Raw genomic sequence first — 21,701 nt, forward strand, 5'->3', positions numbered from 1 at the left:
TACGACCCCGAAATAGCCTGCATACGAACGGATTTAGAGTTGGGGCGATGACAGCCTCGATTCCCCCGCTGCGCCGCCGTCCGCGCAGCGTCAGCGCCGAGGTCGCGGCCCACCTGGAGGGCCTCATCATCAGCGGCGAACTCCGGGCCGGCGACAAGCTCCCGCCCGAACGCGAACTCGCCACCACCATGAACATCTCCCGCTCGTCCCTGCGCCAGGCCATGTTCGAACTGGAATCCAAGAAGCTCATCGAACGCCGGCAGGGGCGCGGCAGCACGGTCACCGAAACCCCGCCCGACGCCATGGAATTGGCCGGGAACCTGTCGGCCCTGGATGTCGAACTCGGCAATGCCACCGAACTGCGCGACCTGGTGGAGCCGCGCATCGCGCACCTGGCCGCCGTGCGCGCGGTCGAATCCAACCTGCTGGCGCTCGAGGAAGTACTGCTGCACTCGACCGACGGCTGTACCGCGGCCGACTCCCTGCGCCTGGACATCGAATTCCACGCCCTGCTCGCGCACGCCGCCCAGAATCCGCTGCTCGTCACGCTTTCCGCGATGACGACCGAATGGACGCGCCGTACCCGCACGCTGTCACACCGCACCCGCACCGGCCGGCGAGCCTCGGCGCGCGGGCACCGATCGATTTTCGAGGCGGTGGCCCGGCACGACGGCGCCGCCGCGGCGGTGGCGATGGAACAGCACCTGCGCGAGGTCCGGGAACTCAGCACCAATTCTTGACCGTTCGGTCTCGATATGCGTAGGGTTGCGGTCATGGCGAGGACCAAGGAGTTCGATCCGGACTCGGTGTTGCAGCGGGCGCTGGAGCTGTTCTGGCAGCGCGGGTACGAGGCGACGTCGATGGCGGATCTGGTCGAGCACCTCGGGATTGCCAAGGCCAGCATCTACGGGACGTTCGGGAACAAGCAGGAGCTGTACGCCAAGGCGCTGCGGCGGTACCTGGACATCACCGATCCGAAGATCATGGACGAGCTGTCCCAGCCGGGCCCGGTACTGCCGGCGGTCAAGTCACTGGTGGGGCGGTATGTCTCCGAGGCCAGCGACGACGAGCGGCGGCGCGGCTGCATGGTGGTCAACAGCGCGGTCGAACTCGCGGGGCACGATCCGGATGTGGCGCGACTGGTCGAATCCAGTTGGGCCTACCTTGAAACGGCGCTGACCTCGGCCCTGTTGCGCGCCCGTGCACAAGGTGAACTGTCCGCGGACGCCGACCCGCGCGCACTGGCCCGCTTCCTGCTGGTGTTCTTCCAGGGCGTGCGCGTCCTGGAACGCGCACCCGACGCGGCGGTCCGCCTACGCGACGCAGCCAAGGTCGCGCTGTCGATACTCGGCTGAGCGCGAACACCTTCCATCAGCGATCTAGCTTTTCTTTTGCATCAGTTCAAGACTAATCGTTCCAGAAAGCAGTGGTTCGCATGAACGCGATGGTTACGGCGACCCCGATGCCGTTGACCCGCAAGGCCGGTGGCTTCGCCGCACTGGCCGCCGTACAGGTGGTCACGATCGCCTCGATCACCATGCTCACCGTCGCGCTACCCGGCCTGCAAACCCGCTGGAACCTGAGTTCCACACTGCTGGTAGTGATTTCGACCGCCTACAGCGTGACATTCGGCGCGCTGCTCCTGGTCGCCGGACGCCTGGCGGATCGCCTCGGACATCGGCGAGTACTCCTCGGAGCGCTGCTCGTATTCACCGCGGCATCCCTGCTCGCGGCAGCGGCGACCAGCCCCGCCGTCCTGGTGGCGGCCCGCTTCCTCCAAGGAGCCGGTGCGGCCTTCGCAATCCCCGCGGCAATGGCCCTGATACCGGCGGTTTTCGACGATCCCGCCCGGCGCGCACGAGCGACCTCGATCTGGGGCGTACTGGCCGTCACCGGCGCGATCACCGGCACGGTGGCCTCCGGCTTCGTCGTCGAGTTCATCTCCTGGCGTTGGCTTTTCGTATTCACGGCGGCTGTCGCGACGGCCGCAGCCTGGGTGATCACCCGGCGCGTCCCAAGAGATCATCAGGTTCCGGAGCAGTCAGTTCGAAGCACGGTCCCGGCAAGCGCGAACGTAGCTCCACAGCAATCGAACGTCTCTCCGCAGCCCGCGCACGTTGCTCCACCGACGGCGCACGATGCTCCACGGCCCGCGCACGCTACTCCGCGGAAGGCGCAGGTCGCTTCACGGCCCGCGCACGTTACTCCACGGACGGCACACGATGCTCCACTGCCCGCGCACGTTGCTCGGCGCGCACACGTTGCTCCACAGCGCGCCAGGGCAGTTCGACAACGGACGAGGTTTGCTCTACATCGAGCGAACGTCGTTCCATCGCCCGCGGGAGCCGGACCACGGACAGGGGTTGCCGCATTCCCGGCGGCGCTCTTGACGGCTGGTCTCACCGCTCTTCTGGGCGGGCTCGCGGCGGCGTGGATACCGGTGGTGGCGGCCGGCGCAGTGCTGCTCGCCGGATTCGCATTCACCCAGCGCTACACGACGATTCCGCTGTGGCCCCGCTTGACCGCCACCATGGCGGTGGGCCTGCTCGCCATTCTCGTCGCGGCGGGCGCGAACGCCGCCACCTACTACCTGCTGACCCTCCGCCTCGCCGCCACCGGTCACAGCCCTGCCGCGATCTCCCTTGTCTTCCTCGCACCGGCCGCAGCGGTGCTCGCCGCCGGCCCGATCGCCGCGCGCCTACTCGCCCACCGCCCGCCCCGCCTCGTCCTCACCCTCGGATTGGCCACCGCCGCAACCGGATTGCTCCTCCTCGGCGCGACCGCACCCATCCCGCTCGGCAAGTGGCCGGCCCTCCTGATCTTCCCGCTCGGCATCGGACTGTCGCTCGCGGCGGCCATGGTGACGGTCATGGCCGCCGCCACCGACACCGACCGCGGACTGCTCAGCGGCCTGGCGAACACCGCCATGGAGGTCGGCCCACCCCTGGTCCTGGCCCTGACCGCCCCTCTCGCAGAGACTTTCGGCTACCGAACCGGCGTCCTGGTCATAGCCGCCGCACCCGCCCTGGCCGCCCTGGCCGCCCTGGCCGCATTCACCATCCGCCGCACCTGACCGATACGCGACAGCATCCAGCGAAGCCGACCAGTCCATGCCTCAACCGGCAACAACCGCTGGCACTCCTGCCCTCCCACACCGCCGATGGCACCCGAGACCTCTACCGAACCAACCGAATTCGCTACAGCACGAAGGGAACCCAAGCATGAACGCGCGTTTCGATGACAAGGTCGTCTTCATCACCGGCGGCGCGGGCGCGATCGCGGGCGTCACCGCGCAGGCGTTCGCCGACCGCGGCGCGCGCGTGGTCCTCGCCGACCGCAACCCCGACAAGGTCGCCGCCGCCGCGGCCCGCCTCACCTCCAACGGCGGCAAGATCGACTGGGTGAGCGCCGACGTCACCGACAGCGCCCAGCTCGGCGCCGCCGTCGCCGAGGTGGTGCGCCGTCACGGCGGCCTGCACATCGCTTTCAACAGCGCGGGCGTCTTCGGCAAGAACTCCCCCACCGCCGACCTCGACGAATCCACCTGGCAGACAGTCCTGGACGTCAACCTCACCGGCGTCTTCCTCGCCATGAAGCACGAGATCGCCCACATGCGCACCCAGGGCGGCGGCGTCATCATCAACATGGCCTCCAACATCGGCGCCCACGGCCGCCGCCCCGGCCTAGCCGCCTACGCCGCGTCCAAGGCAGCGGTCAGCGTCCTCACCCAAACGGCCGCCCGCGACCACATCGCCGAAGGCATCCGCATCAACGCCGTCAGCCCCGGCGCCAGCGACACCCCTATGTCCTACCGCCCCGGCGAATCCCGCTCCGACCGCGACGCCCGCGTACAGTCCGCCGTCCCCGCCGGCCGAGTCAGCGACCCCACCGAAATAGCCGCCGCCGTCCTCTGGCTCGCCTCCGACGACTCCAGTTTCGTAGTCGGCCACGACCTAGTAGTCGACGGCGGCGCCACCGCCTGACCCCCGCCACCGCCTGGCCCCCGCCCGCACCTGCCCCATCGTCGGCCGAACCGTCATACCTGCCCGCCGTCGCACCCGCTCACGTGGCCGATGGGTGAGGGCGCACGCCTTGCTCGATACCTCACCAACCCGCCGAATCGGTTCCCGGTCCCGTGGCACGAGTGGCACACCAGTGCGGGGAAATCGGACAATTCTGCACGCTGGTGTGCCACTCGACGTGAAGTCGATGTGGGGTGGTGTCTCTCGGGGCGGAGGGATCGGGGGTGGCGGGTCCTCCTTGCGGGAGAGGATTCGGGGCACGAGGCGAACTAGGGTGGCGGGGGTGGCCGACGAGCGAGTGGTGACCTGGTTGGGGCGGCGGACCGCGCTCGTGGATGCCGTCGCGGCGGGGATGCTGCTGGTGGCGTGCCTGCTCATCGGGCTACTCGTGGGGGCCGACCGGGCGTATTTCGGGTTCTCGCTGGGTTTGATCGCACCCCTCGCTTTCCGGCGGCGTCGACCGGAACTGGTGACCGTCGCGGTAGCTGTGGTCGCATTGCTGCAATGGGCGATGGTGCGCAATACGACCGGGGCACTGATCGCCGATATCGCGGTGCCGATCGTGATCTACACGCTTGCCGACCGGGGTGGCAAGGTCGCAAGCCGAATCGGATTGGCGGCAGGGCTGATCGGGGCCGGGCTCGGCGGATGGAGCTGGCCGCAGCTGTCGATGCCTGTTGTAGCGCATGTGATCGTGGGTGGATTTCTGGCCGGTACGGTCCTTGCGGCGTGGCTCGCCGGGGCGTGGCAGCGGGCGCGGCGTGGGGAGCTGACAGCGCTGGCCGAGCGGGCGGCACTGCTCGAGCAGACCCGCGAGCAGGAGACGCGCCTGGCCGTGATGTCCGAGCGCACCCGTATCGCTCGGGATATCCACGATATCCTCGCCCACTCCCTGGCGGTGATCGTCGCCCAGGCCGACGGGGGACGCTATGCGGCACCGGAGGATCCGGCCCAGGCGGTCGCTTCGCTGCGCGCGATCGGGGAACAGGGTCGGCAGGCGCTCACCGAAACTCGCAGGGCGATAGGGGTATTGCGGGACGAGGGTGAGAGCGATCCGGATCCGGCACCACGCGTGGGGATTTCCGACATCGAGCGGCTCGTCGCAGATGTCAGGGCGTCCGGACTGGCAGTGGAGCTGCGCGTGGCGATGCCGGACGAGTCCCTCGATCCGGGCGTAGGGCTCGTGGTCTACCGGATAGTTCAAGAAGGCCTGACGAACGCCGTCAAACACGCGGGAGTCACTGCCCAAGTACATGTTTCGATTCGTCACGTGGAGCACTGGCTGCACGTCGATGTGAGCGATGACGGCGGGCGCGTAAGCGTGGACCGGAGCGGCGATGGCGGTCACGAGCGTGCGGACCGAGGCGACGGCGGCGGTCGTGGGCGCGTGGACAAACAAGGCGGGGCCCTGCACGCGCGCGGTGGTTACGGCTCGATCGGTATGCGGGAGCGGGTCGAGGTTTACGGTGGCGAGCTCGAGTTGCGGCGTCACACGGGCCGATCCGGTCATCTGCTGGCCGCTCGGATTCCGATGCGGAGCGGGGGTGGCCGGTGATCGAGGTATTGCTCGTCGAGGATCAGGCGTTGGTGCGCGCGGGTTTTCGGATGGTGGTGGATTCCCAGCCTGATATGCGGGTGGTCGGGGAGGCGGGCGATGGGCTCGGCGGGGTCGCCGAGGCGGCGCGGCTCGCGCCGGATGTGGTGGTGATGGATGTACGCATGCCCGGGTTGGACGGGCTCGAAGCCACGCGGCGTATTCTCGCGGCTGCCGATCCGCCCCGGGTGCTGGTGCTCACCACCTACGATCTCGACGACTACGCGCTGGCGGCCGTCCGGGCGAGCGCGAGCGGTTTCCTGCTCAAAGACGCACCGCCGGAACAGTTCCTGTCCGCCGTGCGCTCGGTGCACGCCGGTGACGCCGTCCTCGCCGCCTCCACCACCCGCCGCCTGCTCGACCGCCTCGCCCCGCCGATCGACGCCGCCGCGCAGAACCTCGTATCGACCCTCACCGACCGCGAAACGACGGTCCTGCGCGAGATGGCGCGCGGCCTCTCCAATTCCGAGGTCGCGACCGCCCTGTCGATCGGCGAGGGCACCGTGAAAACCCATGTCCGCCATATCCTCACCAAACTCGCGGTCCGCGATCGCGTACAAGCGGTGATCCTCGCCCACGAAGCCGGTCTGATGCGGCCCAGGCACCACTAGCCCGGACCGCCTCCTACCTGAACCGGCCTACACTCGCCCGGACCGGCCTGCACTCACCACGCCAGTCTTCGCTCACGGCCAGCCCAACGCGTCGAAGCCCCCGGCGACTATTCCTCACGCGCGCAGGTCATATCGGTGGTGGGCAGCGCGCCTGTCAGCAGATACTGCTCCACCGTCACATCCACGCATCGGGAGGGCTCGGACAGGTAGACGCCGTGCCGGAACGCGCCGGCCACGGTGATCGAGCGCGAGCCGGTCAATGCCTTGTGGAGGGCCTGCTGTCCGGTGAGTGGCGCGACCGGGTCGCCTGCGGCGCCGATGAGCAAGGCCGGGTGGCGGTTTCCGATCTCGGTGGCGGGTTCGGCGGGAGCGATGGGCCAGACGGCGCACGGGGTGAGGTGTCTGGCCAGTGGGCCGAAGAACGGTTCGGTGGCCAGGTGCGCCTGGATGTCGGCGTGGTAGGCGTCGGCGGGGCGGGAGGGGCGGTCGGCGCATTGGTTGGCGACCGTTGCGCTGAAACCGAATTCGGGTGCGACCGAGGTATCGGTGTACAGCGCGAGTTTGGCCGCCAGCTCCGGGGACGGCTCGACGGTGTCTCCGCGGGATGCGTCCACCAGGTTGCGCACCTGGTGTGCCAGCGCGGCATACGATTCTTCCGAATCGTCCACGGTGAGCAGGAGTCCCGGCACCAGATCGCCGGTGATCGTCACTCCGGCGAGCGTGACGGGCCGTTCGGAGATCGCCGCGAACATCCGGTCGACAGTCCGCGATACCTCCTCTGCCCCTGCGCCCAAACCGAATTCGCCGTCCCGCTCTCCCGCCCACCGCGCCCAGTCGGCCAGCGCCGCCGCATCGGCCGCTGCCGTCTCCCGGGTCAGGTCGGGTCCGGGCGCGCGCGGATCCAGTGCACTGTCGAGGACCATCCGATCGACCCGATCACCGAACATCTGGAGGTAGACGGCTCCCAGGTACGTCCCCCACGACCACCCCAGATACGACACCACCGACTCCCCCAGCAGCCCGCGCAGCAGATCCATATCCCGCGCGACCGCACGAGTGGACGCATACGGGAGCAACTCACGGTACGGCTCACATCGCGCGACGAGCTCCCGTGCCACCGTCACGGTCCGGTCGAATCCCTCCCGCCCGCGCGGACCAGCCTGCGCGATCCCGATGTAAGCACCTGTCGGCCAACCACATTCGAGCGGCGAACTGGCCCCGAAGAATCGCGGATCCATCCCCACCAGATCGAACCGTTCCCCGAGCACGGCCGCCGCATGCCCGCCCTCCGGCCCGTCGAGCACCATGCTCACCCCGTCCCGCGATGGCCCCGGCCCGCCCGTCTGCACCACCAGCGTCCCCACCCGATGCGCCGGATCCGTGGCCGCCCGCCGCGCCACCGCGATCGTGATGGTCTTCCCCGCCGGATCGGCATAGTTCAACGGCGCCCGGAATTCTCCGCACTGCGCCCCGTCCGCCGCGAGCTTCGCCCCGACCTCGTCCTCCGCCCCGTTCCGGCAGTCCCGCCACGTAATCACCTGCCCCCGCATCCATTCCGGCAGTGAATCCCCCGCCGCCGGATCACATCCCGAGAGCGCCCCCGAAACCACAATCGCCGCAACCACCACACCGAATCGACTTCGAATCATGCCCGCACGGTATTGATTCCCCCGTACCCCGCACGTCTACCCACGGACCGATTTCCCGCCCCGCATTCGACCCGCAAGGAATACCGACCCCGACCACAAAGGCCGGGATCGGTCCACAACCACCGATCAGGCCCGATGCAACGCCAGCACCGGAATGGTCCGAATCCCCGCGGTCTTCTCCGCATACCCCGCGAACCCCGGATACCGGGACGCCTGCGCGGCATAGATCCGATCCCGATCCGCCCCGGTCACCTCGGTCACCGACACCGGAAAAGTCTCGGTACCGATTTCGGCATCGGCCTTCCCCGCGGTGGTGAGGTTGTAATACCAATCCGGATTGGTAGGAGCCCCCGCCTTGGACGCGAAAATGTACACGGTCCCAGGATCCTGCTCATCCTGCATGTACATCATCGGCGTAACCAGCTCCCGCCCGGTCTTCCGCCCCCGGTGATGCACCAGAATCATCGGCGCACCTTCGAACGGGCCCCCGACCCGCCCCTCGTTCGCACGAAACTCTTCGATGATGCTCGCATTCCAGTCGCTCATACCGCTGATCTTTCCCGACCATCGCCCGATTTCGCGGTAGGCGTCGCACGGAAGGCGCGGCGATAGGCCAGCGGACTGATCCCGATCGCCTCGTGCAAATGCTGACGCAGCGAAGCCCCGGTGGCGAAACCGACCTCGGCGGCAATGCGATCCACCGGCAGATCGGTGGATTCGAGGAGTTCGCGGGCGCGCAGTACGCGCTGCTGGATCAGCCAGCGGCCCGGGCTCTGGCCGACTTCGTCGCGGAAACGGCGGGCGAAGGTGCGGCCGCTCATGCGGGCTCGGGTGGCGAGGTCGGCCATGGTGAGGGGGTGGTGCAGGTTTTGCAGGGCCCATTGGCGGGCGTCGGCGGTGCCGGTGGAAGCGGTTGGGGGAACGGGTTGTTCGATGAACTGGGCTTGGCCGCCTTCGCGCCAGGGTGGGACGACGCAGCGGCGGGCGACCATATTGGCGATCTCGCTGCCGTGGTCGCGGCGGATGAGGTGCAGGCACAGGTCGACGCCGGCGGCGGCGCCGGCCGAGGTGAGGATGTCGCCGTCGTCGACGTAGAGGACGTCGGGGTCGAGGCGGATGCGGGGGAAGGTGCGGCGGAAGCGGTCGGAGAAATTCCAGTGGGTGGTGGCGGGGCGGTCGTCGAGGAGGCCGGCGGCGGCCACCACGATGGCGCCGGTGCAGATGGAGACCAGGCGGGCGCCGGGGCGGATGCGGGCCAGAGCGGCCGAGAGTTGTTGCGGGAGGCCGTTTTCGAGGATGGGGAGGACGTCGCAGGGCGGGATGACGACGGTGTCGGCGGTGTCGAGGAGGGTGCTGTCGTGGCTGACGGCGATCTCGAAGTCGGAATTGCTGCGCACCGGGCGGCCGTCGAGGGAGCAGGTGCGGACGTCGTAGCGGCCGTCCGCGGTGCCGAAGACCCGGTTGGGGATGCCGAGTTCGAAGGGGTAGACGCCGTCGAGCGCCAGGACGACCACGCGGTGCGGCTCGGAAGGCATGGCGGGATCCTATCGAATAATGGCTATCTTGCCATTTTCCGGGAGCGGGGCGGACGGCAGGCTGAATGGCATGAGCGATGATCAGATTCCGGAGACCATGCGCGCCATCAGCCAGGACGAGCTGGGCGGTCCCGAGGTGCTGCACGAGGTCCGGCTGCCGGTGCCGGCGCCCGGGCCGAGCGAGCTGCTGGTGCGGGTGCGCGCCACCGCGTTGAATCCGACCGATTGGGGGCATCGCGCCCGGGCGGGGCTGTTCCTGCCTCCGCCGCCGTTCGTGCTCGGCTGGGACGTGTCGGGTGAGGTGGTCGCGACCGGGACCGGGGTGACGCTGTTCAAACCGGGCGACGAGGTGTTCGGCATGCTGCCCTACCCGCACGGGCACGGCGCGGCGGCCGAATTCGTGACCGGTCCGGCGCGCGCGTTCGCCCGCAAGCCGGGCAATCTCGACCATATTCACTCGGCGGCGATTCCCCTGGCAGCACTCACCGCCTGGCAGGCGCTCGTCGACACCGCCGATCTGCAAGCGGGACAACGGGTGCTGATCCACGCGGCCGCGGGCGGGGTCGGGCATTTCGCCGTGCAGATCGCCAAGGCGCGCGGAGCGTACGTCATCGGCACCGCCAGCGCCGCCAATCACGATGTGCTGCGCGACCTGGGCGTGGATGAGGTGATCGACTATCGCACAGTCGATTTCGCGGAGACGGTGCGCGATATCGATGTGGTGATCGACCCCATCGACAGCGAGCACGCGGTGCGCTCCGCCCGTATCCTGCGCCCCGGCGGCATCGTGGTGTCCTTGCGCGCGAACATGACCGCCGACCTGTCGGCCGAGGCCGAAAAGCTCGGCGTGCGTATCGAAGTCATGCTGGTCGAAGCCGATCACACCGGCATGACCGAGCTCGCCGCACTGGCCGAGGCGGGCACCCTGCGCCCGATCATCGCGGGCACCTTCCCGCTCGCCGAAGCCGCCAAGGCGCACGCCTTGGGCCAAACCTCGCGCACCGTAGGCAAATTGGTGCTCACGGTCGACTGATACGAAACGAGGGAGGCGATGCCCGTGAGCATCGCCTCCCTCGCCGGGCCGGAATCAGCGAGTCAGGTTCTCGTGCTTCGGGCAGTAGTTCATGATGGCCGCGCCCGCGTAGAAACCGACATCCTCCAGGCTGAGGTATTCGGTCATCTCGCCCTGGAAGCCGCCGATCCAGGCATTGAGCGTGCCCTTGGACGCCGAGCTGTCCAGCGAGGTGCACAGGTCGCGCGCGCCGTCACCGATGGCGCTGATCATGTCGGCGGTATTGGGGAGCGCTCCCCAGCTGGTGTTCTTCTGCTGCAGCAGGCCGAAGAACTCGGCGTCGGACAGGGATTGGGCCGAGGCCGACGGGGCGACGGCGACCAATGCGGCGGCCGCGAGAGCGGCAGCCCCGAGAATCTTGCGCATATCTCATCTCTTCGGATCGGTGCGATCCCTCCACCGGATCGCCGAGCCGAAGCGTACCGGATGAATGCGACAGATCTGATCATCGAGAGCGCTCTCCGGAACGGGTCCGGAGAGCGGTCGATCAGAGCGAATCGAACAGTCCCGGATGGGATTCGCGCGCCCGAACCTCGATGGATCCGAACACCAGATCCGGCGGCGGCACCAGGCCGAGATGTTCCCAGGCGGCGGCGGTGGCGACCCGGCCGCGCGGGGTGCGGGCGATCAAACCCGCACGCACCAGGAAGGGTTCGCACACTTCCTCGACGGTGGCCGATTCCTCGCCCACCGCGACCGCCAGCGTGGATACACCGACCGGTCCGCCATTGAAGCTGCGGATCAGCGCCGACAGCACCGCCCGGTCGAGCCGGTCCAGGCCGAGCGCGTCCACGTCGTACACCGCCAGCGCCGCGTGCGCGATCTCCTTGGTGACCAGGCCGTCGGCCTTCACCTCGGCGTAGTCGCGCACCCGGCGCAGCAGCCGGTTGGCGATACGCGGCGTCCCGCGCGAGCGCCCGGCGATCTCGGCCGCGGCATCGGTGTCGATGCGCACGCCGAGGATGCCGGCCGAACGCAGCAGAATGCGTTGCAGCTCTTCGGGTTCGTAGAAATCCATATGCCCGGTGAAACCGAAACGGTCGCGCAGCGGACCGGTCAGCGCGCCGGAGCGGGTGGTCGCGCCGACCAGCGTGAACGGGGCGATATCTAGCGGAATCGAGGTCGCGCCCGGGCCTTTGCCGACCACCACATCGACCCGGAAGTCCTCCATGGCGAGGTACAGCATTTCCTCGGCCGGCCGTGCCATGCGATGGATCTCGTCGATGAACAGCACATCGCCCTCGACCAGATTGCTCAGCATGGCCGCCAGGTCACCGGCGCGTTCCAGCGCCGGACCGGAGGTCAGCCGCAGCGCGGTGCCCAGCTCCCCCGCGATGATCATTGCCATCGAGGTTTTGCCCAATCCCGGTGGGCCGGACAGCAATACGTGATCCGGGGTGCCGCCGCGCTGTTTCGCGCCGCGCAGCACCAGCGCGAGCTGTTCGCGCACCCGCGGCTGGCCGATGAAGTCGTCCAGGGACTTCGGCCGCAGACTGGCCTCGATCTCGCCGTCGGACTGCTGATAGACGGGGCTGACCGTGGCCTCGTCGAAATCGGGTGCGCCGAAGCCGGATGCGCCGTAATCGGGTTCGTCGATCATGATCGCCTATCGGTTCTTGCCCAGCAGCCCCAGCGCGGCACGCAGGGCCACCGAGGTGGTGGCGTCGGGCTCGTTGACCAGCACCACGTCCACCGCCGGTTCGGCCTGCCGCGCCGGGAAACCGAGACCGATCAACGCCTCGACCACCTGATCGCGAATCGGCGTGACCATGGCCGCGGGACCCGATCCGGGCGGACCCGATTGCACCGGAACCAGATCCACCTTGTCCCGCAATTCCACCACCATGCGCTCGGCGCCGCGCTTGCCGACGCCGGGCACCCGGGTCAGCGCCGCCACATTGCCTTCGGCGAGCGCCTTGCGCAGCGCCTCCGGTTCGAGCACCGCCAGAATCGCCATGGACAGCTTCGGTCCCACCCCCGACACCGTCTGCAGCAGCACGAACAGCTCGCGCGCCTCGGTATCGGAGAAACCGAACAGCGTCATGGAATCCTCGCGCACGATCATGGTCGTGTAGAGGCGGGCGTCCTCGCCGCGGGTCAGCGCGGCCAAGGTGGCGGGGGTGGCATTGAGCCGGTAGCCGACTCCCGCCGCCTCCAGCACCACATGGTCGAGCCCGATCTCGAGCACCTCGCCGCGTACCGACGCGATCACCGCGTTACCGCCTTCCGTTGCTGGGCAAGCCTCTCCTCGTACATGCGCCGCATCCGTTCCGCCTGGGCTTCGGCCTTGGCCATGCGTTCGAGCATGGGCGCGCGCCAACAATGGCAGATGGCCAGGGCGAGCGCGTCGGCGGCATCGGCGGGTTTGGGTGCGACGGCGAGTCCGAGGATACGGGTGACCATGGCGGTCACCTGGGCCTTGTCCGCCGAACCATTGCCGGTGACGGCGGCTTTCACCTGACTGGGGGTGTGGAAGTGCACGGGGATGCCGCGCCGCGCCGCCGCGAGGGCGATGACGCCGCCCGCCTGCGCGGTGGCCATGGCGGTGCGCACATTGTGTTGCGAGAACACCCGTTCCACCGCCACCACTTCCGGCCGATGGTTGTCCATCCACGCCTCGGCCGCGTCGGAGACCCCGAGCAGGCGTTGCGCCAGATCCATTTCCGGCGGGGTGCGCACCACATCCACCTGGATCATCCGCACGGTGCGGCCATTGGTGCTTTCCACCATGGAGAGCCCGCACCGGGTGAGTCCGGGGTCGACGCCCATCACCCGCACCGAAACCCCTCTCACCGAAGACGAACAACTGTTCGAGAGTCTAACGGACCGCGGCGGTGAATCAGGCCATCGACACGGCGATTGCCCGCAGCCTACGAGGTGTCGCGGGTTCAGGCGTGGTGATCGACGACCGCGCGGGTGTAGTCGATCCGGATCACGTAGCCGGGGGCCCAGTCGTCGGCCGGGCAGGAAGCCACCACGTCGGCGCGGCGGTGCGGGCCGACGAAGGTCGTCGCGTCCACGTAGCGCCCGGCCGAACAGACCGCCGTCGCCTCGACCCGATAGATCTCGTCACTGTCATTGCGGCAGCTCGATTCTCCGCACGACAGCCCGGGCGCGAGGTCACGCGCGGCGGCCTGCGGGGCCAATACGACCGCGGCGGCCGCGACCAATCCCGCGATGCCCGTTCCGATGATCATCCGATGTGCCATGTGCTCGCCACTCCTCCAGGTATCCCCACCTGGGATCAACCCTGTCGCAGCGGCGTTTTCGGCACATCCGGGATCGACCCCCGAGATTCCCCGGTAGCTACCCTGATCAGACCCCCAGTGCCACCCGGAACGCGCGCTCGGCTTCGTCACCGAACAGCACGAACCGCACCTGGCGCACGGAAGTCGCTGCGGCGCGCACGGTTTCGACGGCGATGCGCGCGCCATCGTCGAGGGGCCAGCGGTAGATCCCCGTGGAGATGGCCGGGAACGCCACCGTCTCGGCCCCCAGTTCGTCTGCCACGCGCAGGGATTCGCGATAGCAGGAGGCGAGCAGTTCCGAACGGTCCTCGGTAGCGGACCACACCGGCCCGACGGTGTGAATCACCCAGCGCGCGGGCAACTTCCCGGCCGTGGTCGCCACCGCCTGCCCGGTCGGCAGGCCGCGCCCGTAGTGCGAGGCGCGCAGGTCCCGGCACGCCGACAGGATCTCCGGCCCGCCCTTGCGATGGATCGCCCCGTCCACTCCCCCACCGCCCAGCAGCGAGGAATTCGCGGCGTTCACGATCGCGTCCACGTGCTGTTCGGTGATGTCCCCGCGTACCGCGAGCAATTCGGCCATGCCCGGATTCTTCCATCCGGCCGGGTGCGCGGGGCGGTGGTCGCGCGGCACGGATCGGCAGGCTTCCCGGTCGTTTCGTCCGGTATCGGCCGGGTAGGCGAACGGCATACCGAGGATCGGGCGTCCGGCGTCCCGGTCCCGGCACACGGAAAGGCGAAGGATATGACCACTTTCGGCAGTACGAGTACCGCGCGCTGGACCCCGGTACAGCTGGCGTCCCTGGTGGTGGGAGCGCTGTTCCTGATCGTGGGGATCGCGGGCTTCATTCCCGGGATCACCACCAACCTCGACGATCTGACCTTTGCCGGGCATGACACCTCCACGCAATTGCTCGGCGTGTTCCAGGTTTCGGTGCTGCACAATATCGTGCACCTGCTCTTCGGCGTGGCCGGTCTGGCGGCGGCCCGCACGGTGAACGGGGCCCGTATCTTCCTGCTCGCGGCCGGTGTCATCTACCTGGTGCTGTGGCTGTACGGGCTGGTCATCGACAAGATGAGCGACGCCAATTTCGTGCCGCTCAATACCGCCGACGACTGGCTGCACTTCGTGCTCGGCGTGACCATGGTGGTGCTGGGCGCGGTGCTGCCGCGCCTGACCAGCGGTGCCGCCGGGCCCGGCCCGGTCGTGCGCGGCCCGGGCGGTTACTGACCGTTCCGCGAGCCGAAACCGCCAGGCGCGCAATGCGATACGGCCGCTCCCGAGTTCTCGGGAGCGGCCGTCGCAGGCGTGAACTCAGGCGTCGAGTTCGGCCAGTACCTCGTCGGAGATATCGACATTGGTGAAGACGTTCTGCACGTCGTCGCTGTCCTCGAGGGCGTCGACCAGCTTGAACACCTTGCGGGCCGTTTCGGCGTCCACCGACACCGACATGGACGGCTGGAAGCCGGACTCGGCGGAGTCGTAGTCGATGCCCGCGCTCTGCAGGGCGGTGCGCACGGCGATCAGATCGCCCGGCTCGGAGATGACCTCGAACTGCTCGCCCAGGTCGGTGACCTCTTCGGCGCCGGCGTCCAGGACGGCCATCAGCACGTCGTCCTCGGACAGGCCGTTCTTGTCCAGGGTCACGATGCCCTTGCGGTGGAACAGGTACGACACCGAACCCGGGTCGGCCATATTGCCGCCGTTGCGGGTCATGGCCACGCGCACTTCACCGGCCGCGCGATTGCGGTTGTCGGTGAGGCACTCGATCAGCACGGCGACACCGTTCGGGCCGTAGCCCTCGTACATGATGGTCTGCCAGTCGGCGCCGCCCGCCTCTTCACCGCCGCCACGCTTGCGCGCGCGCTCGATATTGTCGTTGGGCACCGACGACTTCTTCGCCTTCTGAATGGCGTCGTACAGGGTCGGGTTGCCGTCCGGGTCACTACCACCGGTGCGGGCCGCCACCTCGATGTTCTTGATCAACTTGGCGAAGAGCTTGCCGCGCTTCGCGTCGATCCCGGCCTTCTTGTGCTTGGTGGTGGCCCATTTGGAGTGGCCGCTCATTCCCTACTTCCTCGTTTCAGGGGGCTCGGTTACGTCTCTGGCGACGCTACCCGCCCGGGGACGGACAACTGCACCAGTTTACTGCTGCCGTTTTTCGGACTCTCGCACCGATAGTCACACTCCGGCGCGCGGGCGCACCACGGTGTCGACGAACAGCTTGTGCACGCGCAGGTCTCCGGTCACCTCGGGATGGAAGGAGGTGGCGATGACATTGCCCTGGCGCACGGCCACGACGCGACCGGCCGCGGGACCGGACGGGACCGTGGCGAGGACCTCGACACCGTCGCCCGCGCGCTCCACCCAGGGGGCGCGGATGAAGACCGCGCGCACCGGGCCGTCGTCGAGGCCGGTGAATTCCAGATCGGTTTCGAAGGAATCGACCTGGCGGCCGAAGGCATTGCGGCGCACCGTCATATCGATGCCGTGCAGGGGCTTCATGTCCGGGCGGGTGTCGAGGACTTCCGACGCCAGCAGGATCATCCCGGCGCACGAGCCGTAGGCGGGCAGGCCGTCGCGCAGGCGCGCCTTCAGCGGTTCCAGGAGTTCGAACACGTCCAGGAGCTTGCTGATAGCGGTGGATTCGCCGCCCGGGATCACCAGACCATCGACGGCGGCCAGCTCGGATTCGCGCCGCACCGGCACCGGCTCGGCGCCGCAAGCCGCCAGCGCGTGCACGTGCTCGCGCACGTCACCCTGCAATGCCAGTACCCCAATAGTCGGTTTCACGCCGTCGAGCATACGTTCGGCGGTACTGCTCACCGGGCTGCGGGGCGGTCGTCCGGGCAGCTGTGGCGCTGCTCACCCGGGTGTCAGGGTTCCGTTAGGACAAGTGTCCATTAGGTGATTCCGGAGAACACTCTCGCCTGTGACTGATCTGCTTCCGCACACCTCGCCCGGGCCGCGCGGTGGTGTCGCCGCGCCTCCACCGCGGCACGGGCTGACCGTTTCGACCGGTTTGGCCGGGCTTTCCCTCGATGCCATGGCATCGGTTTCCTATGGTCCCGAGGCCATCGTGCTGGTGCTGGCCGCAGCCGGCGCGGCCGGACTGGGGTTCACGCTGCCGGTCACCGCGGCCATCGTGGTGCTGCTCGCGGTACTCATCGCCTCCTACCGGCAGGTGATCGCGGCCTTCCCGAACGGGGGCGGGGCGTACGCGGTGGCGAAGGAACGGCTCGGGCATCGCACGAGTCTGGTTGCGGCGGCGTCGCTGATCGTGGACTACGTGCTGAATGTGGCGGTGTCGATCGCGGCGGGAGTGGCGGCGCTGACGTCCGCGTTCCCGCAGCTGCTGCCGTACACGGTGTGGATCTGCCTGGCCATCCTGGCCGGGATCACGGTGCTGAATCTGTACGGGATCCGGGAGAGCGCGCGGGCGTTCATGGTGCCGACCGTGGTGTTCGTGCTGGGCATTTTCGCGGTGATCGCGGGTGGCTTGTTGCGGTCGGAACCGGCCGGTGTGACCACCGGCGCGGCGGTCGCCACCGATGCGCACACCATCGGAATCCTGTTGCTGCTCAAGGCATTCTCCTCCGGGTGCGCAGCATTGACCGGCGTGGAGGCGATCGCCAACGCGGTGCCGAGTTTCGCGCAGCCCAAGGTGCGGCGGGCACAGCGGGCAGAGGTGGCGCTGGGGGTGCTGCTGGGCGTCATGCTGCTGGGTCTGGCGACGCTGATCCAGAAGTTCGAGATCCATCCGATCGAGGGCGCCACGGTGCTCTCGCAGCTGACCGAGGCGGCGCTGGGGCACGGAATCGCCTATTACGTAGTGCAATTCGCGACGGTGATCCTGCTGGCGCTGGCGGCCAACACCTCCTACGGCGGGCTGCCGACGCTGACCAAGATCCTGGCCGACGACAATTGCCTGCCGCATCGGTTCGCGGTCTCCTCGCCGCGGCAGGTGTATCGGTTCGGCGTGCTGGCCCTGGGCATTTCGGCGGCGGTGCTGCTGATCGCCTCCGACGGGAACATGAACGCGCTGGTGCCGTTGTTCGCGATCGGGGTGTTCGTGGGGTTCACCATCGCGCAGGTGGGCATGGTGCGGCATTGGCTGGCAACGCGCGAGCCGGGCTGGCGATGGCGGTTGGCGCTCAACGGTTTCGGCGCGGCGCTCACCTTCGTCGCGGCCGTGGTCACCACCTCCATGAAGTTCACCGCGGGCGCGTGGCTGATCGTGCTGGTGCTGCCGCTGCTGGTGGTGGGGATGGAGCGAATCCGCAAGACCTATCACCGGATCGACGGCTGCCGGGGCGCGGGCTGCCTGCCGGCGACGCCGCGGGCCACCGATACCGCCATCGTGGTGCCGGTTTCCGAAGTGTCGGAACTGAGCCGGGAAGCCTTGTCGGCGGCCATGTCCCTGGGCCGCGACGTGGTGGCGGTGCACGTGTGCCTGCCCGGGGAGAACATCCGGGTCTTCACCAAGGAATGGGAGTCCTGGCATCCGGACGTGCGGCTGATCCTGCTCGAGGACGGGGACGCGACCGTGGGCGGGCCGGTGGCGCGCTATGTGCGCGACAATTTCCCGGGCCGCCGCAAGGTCGTGGTCATCGCCGAGGTGGAACCGCCCGCGGGCTGGAACCACGTGCTGCCCAGCCATCGCAGCGATGAACTGGAGAAAGTGCTGCGCAGGATGCCGGACACGGTCGTGTGCCACCTGCGCGTGCAGACCGCCTGAACTACGCGGTGCCGGGCGGGAAGGATTCGCCCGGCTCCCGCAGGTTGCGAATCAGGCCCTCCTGCACCACGACCGCGACCAATTCGCCCCGCTGATTCCAGATCCGGCCCGCGGTCAGCGCGCGGCCCAGGCCCGCCGACGGCGACTGCTGGTCGTACAGCAGCCAATCGTCGGCGCGGAACGGGCGCAGGAACCACATGGCGTGATCGAGCGAGGCGTTCTGGGTGGGTTCGTCCGGGTGGATCACCTTCGACGAGCCGAGCAGCGTCATATCGCTCATGTAGGCGAGCGTGCACACGTGGAACAGCGGATCGTCGGGCAGTTCGTGCCGGTATTTGAACCACACCTGCTGCTGCGCCGCCAGCCCGTCGCGCCGGCCCACCTGTTCCTGCGGGACGGTGCGGATATCCCAGTGCTCCCATTCCCGCATGGCCCACAACCGTTCCGGGCTCATGCTGGTGCGGGCGTCGGGCAGCTCGGTCGGCGCGGGCACCACCGGCATCTCGTCCTGATGCTCCGGCCCCTCGTCCCCCACGTGGAACGAGGCCGACATGGTGAATATGGCTTCCCCGTTCTGCACCCCGGTCACCCGCCGCGTGCAGAACGACCGCCCGTCCCGGATCCGGTCCACCAGGTACACGGTCGGCTCCTTGGGATTGCCCGGCCGCAGGAAGTACCCGTGCAGCGAATGCACCTGATACCGCGCATCCACCGTCCGCACCGCCGCCACCAGCGACTGCCCCGCAACCTGCCCGCCGAACGTCCGCGGCAACTGCGTCTTGGTGGACGCGCCCCGGAAGATGTCACGCTCGATGCGCTCTATCTCGAGGGCCTCTTCGATGGTCGCCATGCACATCCCTTCCCGGATCGTCCGGCTCAACATAACAATCCGGGCCGCTCACGCTCACCGGGACCTGGCCGGTTTGCCGAATCGATGCGGGGCCCGCGCGCGATGCCCTGCTGCGCCCGCACACGATCATTGCGAACCCACACCTGGATTGTCGTTTCTGATCGAAATCGACCAATTTCACTCACGATCGATCACGCCTGATTATGGTCATCGCCACACCGCCACCGCCGCAACATGATTCGGCGGCCGGTGCTCTCGATCAGCCCTCGATGCGGAGGACCCATGTTCAAACGATTCGCCGTCGGACTCCTGGCTCTCGGCGCCACCCTCACCCCCTCGCTCACCACCCCCGCCACCGCCGACACCGCCCCCGACCCGGTCATCGTGATCGCCGGCTTCGCCTCCCCCGACCTCGGCGGTCTGCCCTTGGCCCTGCGCATCCACTCCGCCACCGACGCGAAGTACTACACCATCGCCGGCTCCCGAAGCAGCGGCACCGGCAGCATCGCCGACGGCGCAACGGATTTGAGCGCCAAGGTCGATCAAGTGCTCGCCGAGACCGGGGCGAGCAAGGTCGACCTGGTGAGCCTGTCCATGGGCGGGCTGACCGCGCGTTATTACCTGAAGAATCTCGGCGGCACCGCGAAAGTCGACACCCTGGTCCAAGTCGTCCCGCCCAACCACGGCACCAACCGAGCCAACCTGGCCAAAATCCTCAGCTGCGCAGGCATCGTCGCCTGCGACCAAATGGCCATCGGCTCCACCTTCCTCACCGCCCTGAACACCGGTGACGAAACCCCCGGCGCAGTCGCCTATTCCACGATCCGCACCGACTGGGACGAAGTAGTCGTCCCGATCGACAGCGCCAAACTCGACGGCGCCGAAAACATCAAAGTCCAGGACCAGTGCCTCCTCCACTTCGTCGAACATCAGGGCGCGGCGCTGGACGGCGTAGTAGCCGACGGCGTCATCGACGCCCTCCGCCACCAACCGATCCACATGAACTGCTGGGCATGAGCGTTCGGTGATCACTGACCGTTGATGCCAGGTCGCCGGGGTTCCCATCCCCCGGCCCCGGCGACCCCAGCTGCTACCGCCCCAAGACGACGTCGGCCGCGAGCGATCCCACCCCGTCGCCAGCGAATCCGATTCCGTCACTATCGATTACGAACAACCACCGCCCTCGTGGGTCAGGACCACTCCCTGCTTACCGAGGAGGAGCGTGGAGCGATACGTGTGTACGCCTGCAACTTCTTCGAGCAGATCAACACTGCGCTGTGGGATGGCGGTGAAAGGTCGCCGTTGGTGAACCGCTACATCGACCTGATCCGATCCGGTTCGACTTCGACATCGTCGACGAAGAATCGGCGTTCGCGCTGGTCGAAGAGGAAATTCGGCATCGAGGGTTCCTATCGCGGCGCGTAGCATGTGGCGCATCCAAGGATTCGTGAGGGAGGCGTGAAGTGGGAGCCTTGACTCGAGAGACCATGCGTGTCGAGCGCGTCGAACTGACGCCTGAGCAGCGTGAAGAACGCCGACGTGAAGCGGAGAAGCTGGGCATCAAGATCCGCCGACGGAGCGCTATCGGCAAGACCGAAAAATCTGGCAAGTAAGGGCCTCCGGGCGTCGTTGGTGGATGGCTGTTCGACGGTCTTCTCCTTGGCCGTCGCGTCGAAAGAGCGTTTCCGTTTCGACGTTTGGATAGTGCTCCGCGTGGGGCGGGTGATCTTGTGGTGGGCATGATGGGGCGGTGCCCGAGTTCATTGCTGTCAGCCCGCAGGCGCTTGCCGATCGGATCGCGCGGCGGGTGTTCGTCGCGCCCGGGCCGCGGGTGGTGGCGGTGGAGGGGGCGGATGCGGCAGAGCCGGTGGGGTTGGCGCGCTTGATCGCCGAGCGGGCGGTGGGGTTCGGGTGGAGTGCGGGGGTGGTGGATCTGCATGATTTCGTGCGGCCGGCTTCGTTGCGGTACGAGTTCGGGCGGGACGACGAGATGTCTTATCGGACTGCGTGGTTCGACTATGCGGCGGTGGATCGGGAAGTGGTGCGGGCGGTTCGGGAGCAGGGGCGGTGGTTGCCAGCTTTGTGGGACGAGCGGGCCGATCGGTCGGCGCGGGTGAAGGTGCGGGAGATGCCGGAGCAAGGGGTGGTGTTCGTGGCGGGGCCCATGCTGTCGGGGCGGGGGCTGGAATTCGATGTGACCGTGGAGTTGCGGATGTCGGAGGCGGCGTTGCGGCGCAAGACGCCGGAGGCGGAACGGTTCACCCTCGAAGCGCTGCGGGAGCACGAGTCGGAGCGGTTCGAGACGGCCGATTTCGTGGTGGCGTGGGATCATCCCGACCGCCCCGCATTGCAGGTGGAGCCGGGCGGCGGACGCGATCACTGAC

Annotated in this window: 25 protein-coding genes; 13 read left to right on the forward strand and 12 right to left on the reverse strand. The window is 68.2% G+C overall.

Annotation, left to right across the window (positions count from 1 at the left end):
- Positions 1 to 47 precede the first annotated feature (47 nt).
- From NY1_RS37910 to NY1_RS37935, 6 genes are all read left to right on the forward strand, one after another.
- Positions 48 to 740 (forward strand): FadR/GntR family transcriptional regulator, encoded by a 693-nt coding sequence (locus tag NY1_RS37910; RefSeq protein WP_067722235.1) that lies wholly within the window; start codon positions 48 to 50, stop codon positions 738 to 740.
- 33 nt (positions 741 to 773) lie between these two features.
- Positions 774 to 1,355: a TetR/AcrR family transcriptional regulator gene (locus NY1_RS37915; protein WP_067722237.1), complete on the forward strand. Its 582-nt coding sequence runs from the start codon at positions 774 to 776 to the stop codon at positions 1,353 to 1,355.
- An 80-nt stretch (positions 1,356 to 1,435) separates the two neighbouring features.
- Positions 1,436 to 3,073, forward strand: a complete 1,638-nt coding sequence (locus tag NY1_RS42435) for an MFS transporter (protein ID WP_084536124.1) — start codon at positions 1,436 to 1,438, stop codon at positions 3,071 to 3,073.
- Between the two features lie 148 nt (positions 3,074 to 3,221).
- Positions 3,222 to 3,983: an SDR family NAD(P)-dependent oxidoreductase gene (locus NY1_RS37925; RefSeq protein ID WP_067722241.1), complete on the forward strand. Its 762-nt coding sequence runs from the start codon at positions 3,222 to 3,224 to the stop codon at positions 3,981 to 3,983.
- Positions 3,984 to 4,305: 322 nt separating this feature from the next.
- Positions 4,306 to 5,577 carry a sensor histidine kinase gene (locus NY1_RS37930; protein ID WP_067722302.1) on the forward strand — a complete coding sequence of 424 codons (1,272 nt, stop codon included), beginning with the start codon at positions 4,306 to 4,308 and terminating at the stop codon, positions 5,575 to 5,577.
- Positions 5,574 to 6,227 carry a response regulator gene (locus NY1_RS37935; RefSeq protein ID WP_067722243.1) on the forward strand — a complete coding sequence of 218 codons (654 nt, stop codon included), beginning with the start codon at positions 5,574 to 5,576 and terminating at the stop codon, positions 6,225 to 6,227. The genes NY1_RS37930 and NY1_RS37935 overlap by 4 nt, the downstream gene beginning before the upstream one ends.
- A 107-nt stretch (positions 6,228 to 6,334) precedes the next feature.
- On the opposite strand, the gene NY1_RS37940 is transcribed toward NY1_RS37935, so the two are convergent.
- The 3 genes from NY1_RS37940 to NY1_RS37950 form a co-directional block, all read right to left on the reverse strand.
- Positions 6,335 to 7,876, reverse strand: a complete 1,542-nt coding sequence (locus NY1_RS37940) for an alpha/beta hydrolase (protein WP_067722245.1) — start codon at positions 7,874 to 7,876, stop codon at positions 6,335 to 6,337.
- Positions 7,877 to 8,002: 126 nt separating this feature from the next.
- Positions 8,003 to 8,431 carry a nitroreductase/quinone reductase family protein gene (locus tag NY1_RS37945; RefSeq protein ID WP_067722303.1) on the reverse strand — a complete coding sequence of 143 codons (429 nt, stop codon included), beginning with the start codon at positions 8,429 to 8,431 and terminating at the stop codon, positions 8,003 to 8,005.
- Positions 8,419 to 9,411, reverse strand: coding sequence for a GlxA family transcriptional regulator (locus NY1_RS37950; protein ID WP_218028543.1), 993 nt, complete (start codon positions 9,409 to 9,411; stop codon positions 8,419 to 8,421). The genes NY1_RS37945 and NY1_RS37950 overlap by 13 nt, the downstream gene beginning before the upstream one ends.
- A gap of 70 nt (positions 9,412 to 9,481) precedes the next feature.
- On the opposite strand from NY1_RS37950, the gene NY1_RS37955 reads away from it, so the two are divergent.
- Positions 9,482 to 10,444 (forward strand): NADP-dependent oxidoreductase, encoded by a 963-nt coding sequence (locus tag NY1_RS37955; RefSeq protein WP_067722247.1) that lies wholly within the window; start codon positions 9,482 to 9,484, stop codon positions 10,442 to 10,444.
- A gap of 54 nt (positions 10,445 to 10,498) precedes the next feature.
- Here NY1_RS37955 and NY1_RS37960 read toward each other — a convergent pair whose 3' ends face one another.
- The 6 genes from NY1_RS37960 to NY1_RS37985 all read right to left on the reverse strand — a co-directional run bounded on the left by NY1_RS37960 (position 10,499) and on the right by NY1_RS37985 (position 14,311).
- The gene (locus NY1_RS37960; protein ID WP_067722249.1) at positions 10,499 to 10,849 is read right to left on the reverse strand and encodes a DUF732 domain-containing protein; all 351 of its coding nucleotides are present in this window, start codon (positions 10,847 to 10,849) and stop codon (positions 10,499 to 10,501) included.
- 121 nt (positions 10,850 to 10,970) lie between these two features.
- Positions 10,971 to 12,083, reverse strand: coding sequence for a Holliday junction branch migration DNA helicase RuvB (ruvB, locus tag NY1_RS37965; RefSeq protein ID WP_067722250.1), 1,113 nt, complete (start codon positions 12,081 to 12,083; stop codon positions 10,971 to 10,973).
- A gap of 6 nt (positions 12,084 to 12,089) precedes the next feature.
- Positions 12,090 to 12,695: a Holliday junction branch migration protein RuvA gene (ruvA, locus tag NY1_RS37970; RefSeq protein ID WP_067722252.1), complete on the reverse strand. Its 606-nt coding sequence runs from the start codon at positions 12,693 to 12,695 to the stop codon at positions 12,090 to 12,092.
- On the reverse strand, positions 12,692 to 13,261 hold the full coding sequence (gene ruvC / locus NY1_RS37975) for a crossover junction endodeoxyribonuclease RuvC (RefSeq protein WP_067722254.1): 570 nt from the start codon (positions 13,259 to 13,261) through the stop codon (positions 12,692 to 12,694). Before ruvC ends, ruvA begins: the two co-directional genes overlap by 4 nt.
- Positions 13,262 to 13,371: 110 nt before the next feature.
- Positions 13,372 to 13,692, reverse strand: coding sequence for a hypothetical protein (locus NY1_RS37980; RefSeq protein ID WP_157762740.1), 321 nt, complete (start codon positions 13,690 to 13,692; stop codon positions 13,372 to 13,374).
- Positions 13,693 to 13,798: 106 nt separating this feature from the next.
- Complete coding sequence (locus NY1_RS37985; protein WP_067722306.1) at positions 13,799 to 14,311, reverse strand: O-acetyl-ADP-ribose deacetylase; 513 nt, start codon at positions 14,309 to 14,311, stop codon at positions 13,799 to 13,801.
- Between the two features lie 162 nt (positions 14,312 to 14,473).
- On the opposite strand from NY1_RS37985, the gene NY1_RS37990 reads away from it, so the two are divergent.
- Positions 14,474 to 14,959, forward strand: coding sequence for a DUF4383 domain-containing protein (locus tag NY1_RS37990; protein WP_067722258.1), 486 nt, complete (start codon positions 14,474 to 14,476; stop codon positions 14,957 to 14,959).
- An 84-nt stretch (positions 14,960 to 15,043) separates the two neighbouring features.
- Here NY1_RS37990 and NY1_RS37995 read toward each other — a convergent pair whose 3' ends face one another.
- The gene (locus NY1_RS37995) at positions 15,044 to 15,796 is read right to left on the reverse strand and encodes a YebC/PmpR family DNA-binding transcriptional regulator (RefSeq protein WP_067722260.1); all 753 of its coding nucleotides are present in this window, start codon (positions 15,794 to 15,796) and stop codon (positions 15,044 to 15,046) included.
- Between the two features lie 114 nt (positions 15,797 to 15,910).
- Positions 15,911 to 16,534 carry a pyridoxal 5'-phosphate synthase glutaminase subunit PdxT gene (gene pdxT / locus NY1_RS38000; RefSeq protein WP_067722262.1) on the reverse strand — a complete coding sequence of 208 codons (624 nt, stop codon included), beginning with the start codon at positions 16,532 to 16,534 and terminating at the stop codon, positions 15,911 to 15,913.
- A gap of 241 nt (positions 16,535 to 16,775) precedes the next feature.
- Here pdxT and NY1_RS38005 point away from each other — a divergent pair, with 241 nt between their 5' ends.
- Positions 16,776 to 18,467 (forward strand): APC family permease, encoded by a 1,692-nt coding sequence (locus NY1_RS38005; protein WP_157762748.1) that lies wholly within the window; start codon positions 16,776 to 16,778, stop codon positions 18,465 to 18,467.
- Between the two features lies 1 nt (position 18,468).
- Here the strand turns inward: NY1_RS38005 and NY1_RS38010 are convergent, their stop codons facing one another.
- Positions 18,469 to 19,317 (reverse strand): acyl-CoA thioesterase, encoded by an 849-nt coding sequence (locus tag NY1_RS38010; RefSeq protein WP_067722310.1) that lies wholly within the window; start codon positions 19,315 to 19,317, stop codon positions 18,469 to 18,471.
- A gap of 282 nt (positions 19,318 to 19,599) precedes the next feature.
- Here NY1_RS38010 and NY1_RS38015 point away from each other — a divergent pair, with 282 nt between their 5' ends.
- The 4 genes from NY1_RS38015 to NY1_RS38025 all read left to right on the forward strand — a co-directional run bounded on the left by NY1_RS38015 (position 19,600) and on the right by NY1_RS38025 (position 21,700).
- Complete coding sequence (locus NY1_RS38015) at positions 19,600 to 20,334, forward strand: lipase family alpha/beta hydrolase (RefSeq protein ID WP_067722264.1); 735 nt, start codon at positions 19,600 to 19,602, stop codon at positions 20,332 to 20,334.
- Between the two features lie 168 nt (positions 20,335 to 20,502).
- Positions 20,503 to 20,742, forward strand: a complete 240-nt coding sequence (locus tag NY1_RS38020) for a hypothetical protein (RefSeq protein ID WP_157762741.1) — start codon at positions 20,503 to 20,505, stop codon at positions 20,740 to 20,742.
- Between the two features lie 38 nt (positions 20,743 to 20,780).
- The gene (locus NY1_RS43430; RefSeq protein WP_157762742.1) at positions 20,781 to 20,930 is read left to right on the forward strand and encodes a hypothetical protein; all 150 of its coding nucleotides are present in this window, start codon (positions 20,781 to 20,783) and stop codon (positions 20,928 to 20,930) included.
- Positions 20,931 to 21,067: 137 nt separating this feature from the next.
- A complete protein-coding gene (locus NY1_RS38025) occupies positions 21,068 to 21,700 on the forward strand; it encodes a nucleoside/nucleotide kinase family protein (protein ID WP_067722268.1) in 633 nt (210 codons plus the stop codon).
- Position 21,701: the final 1 nt, after the last annotated feature.

Origin of the sequence: Nocardia yamanashiensis NBRC 100130, from assembly GCF_001613325.1 — a bacterium.
Classification (GTDB): Bacteria; Actinomycetota; Actinomycetes; order Mycobacteriales; family Mycobacteriaceae; genus Nocardia; species Nocardia yamanashiensis.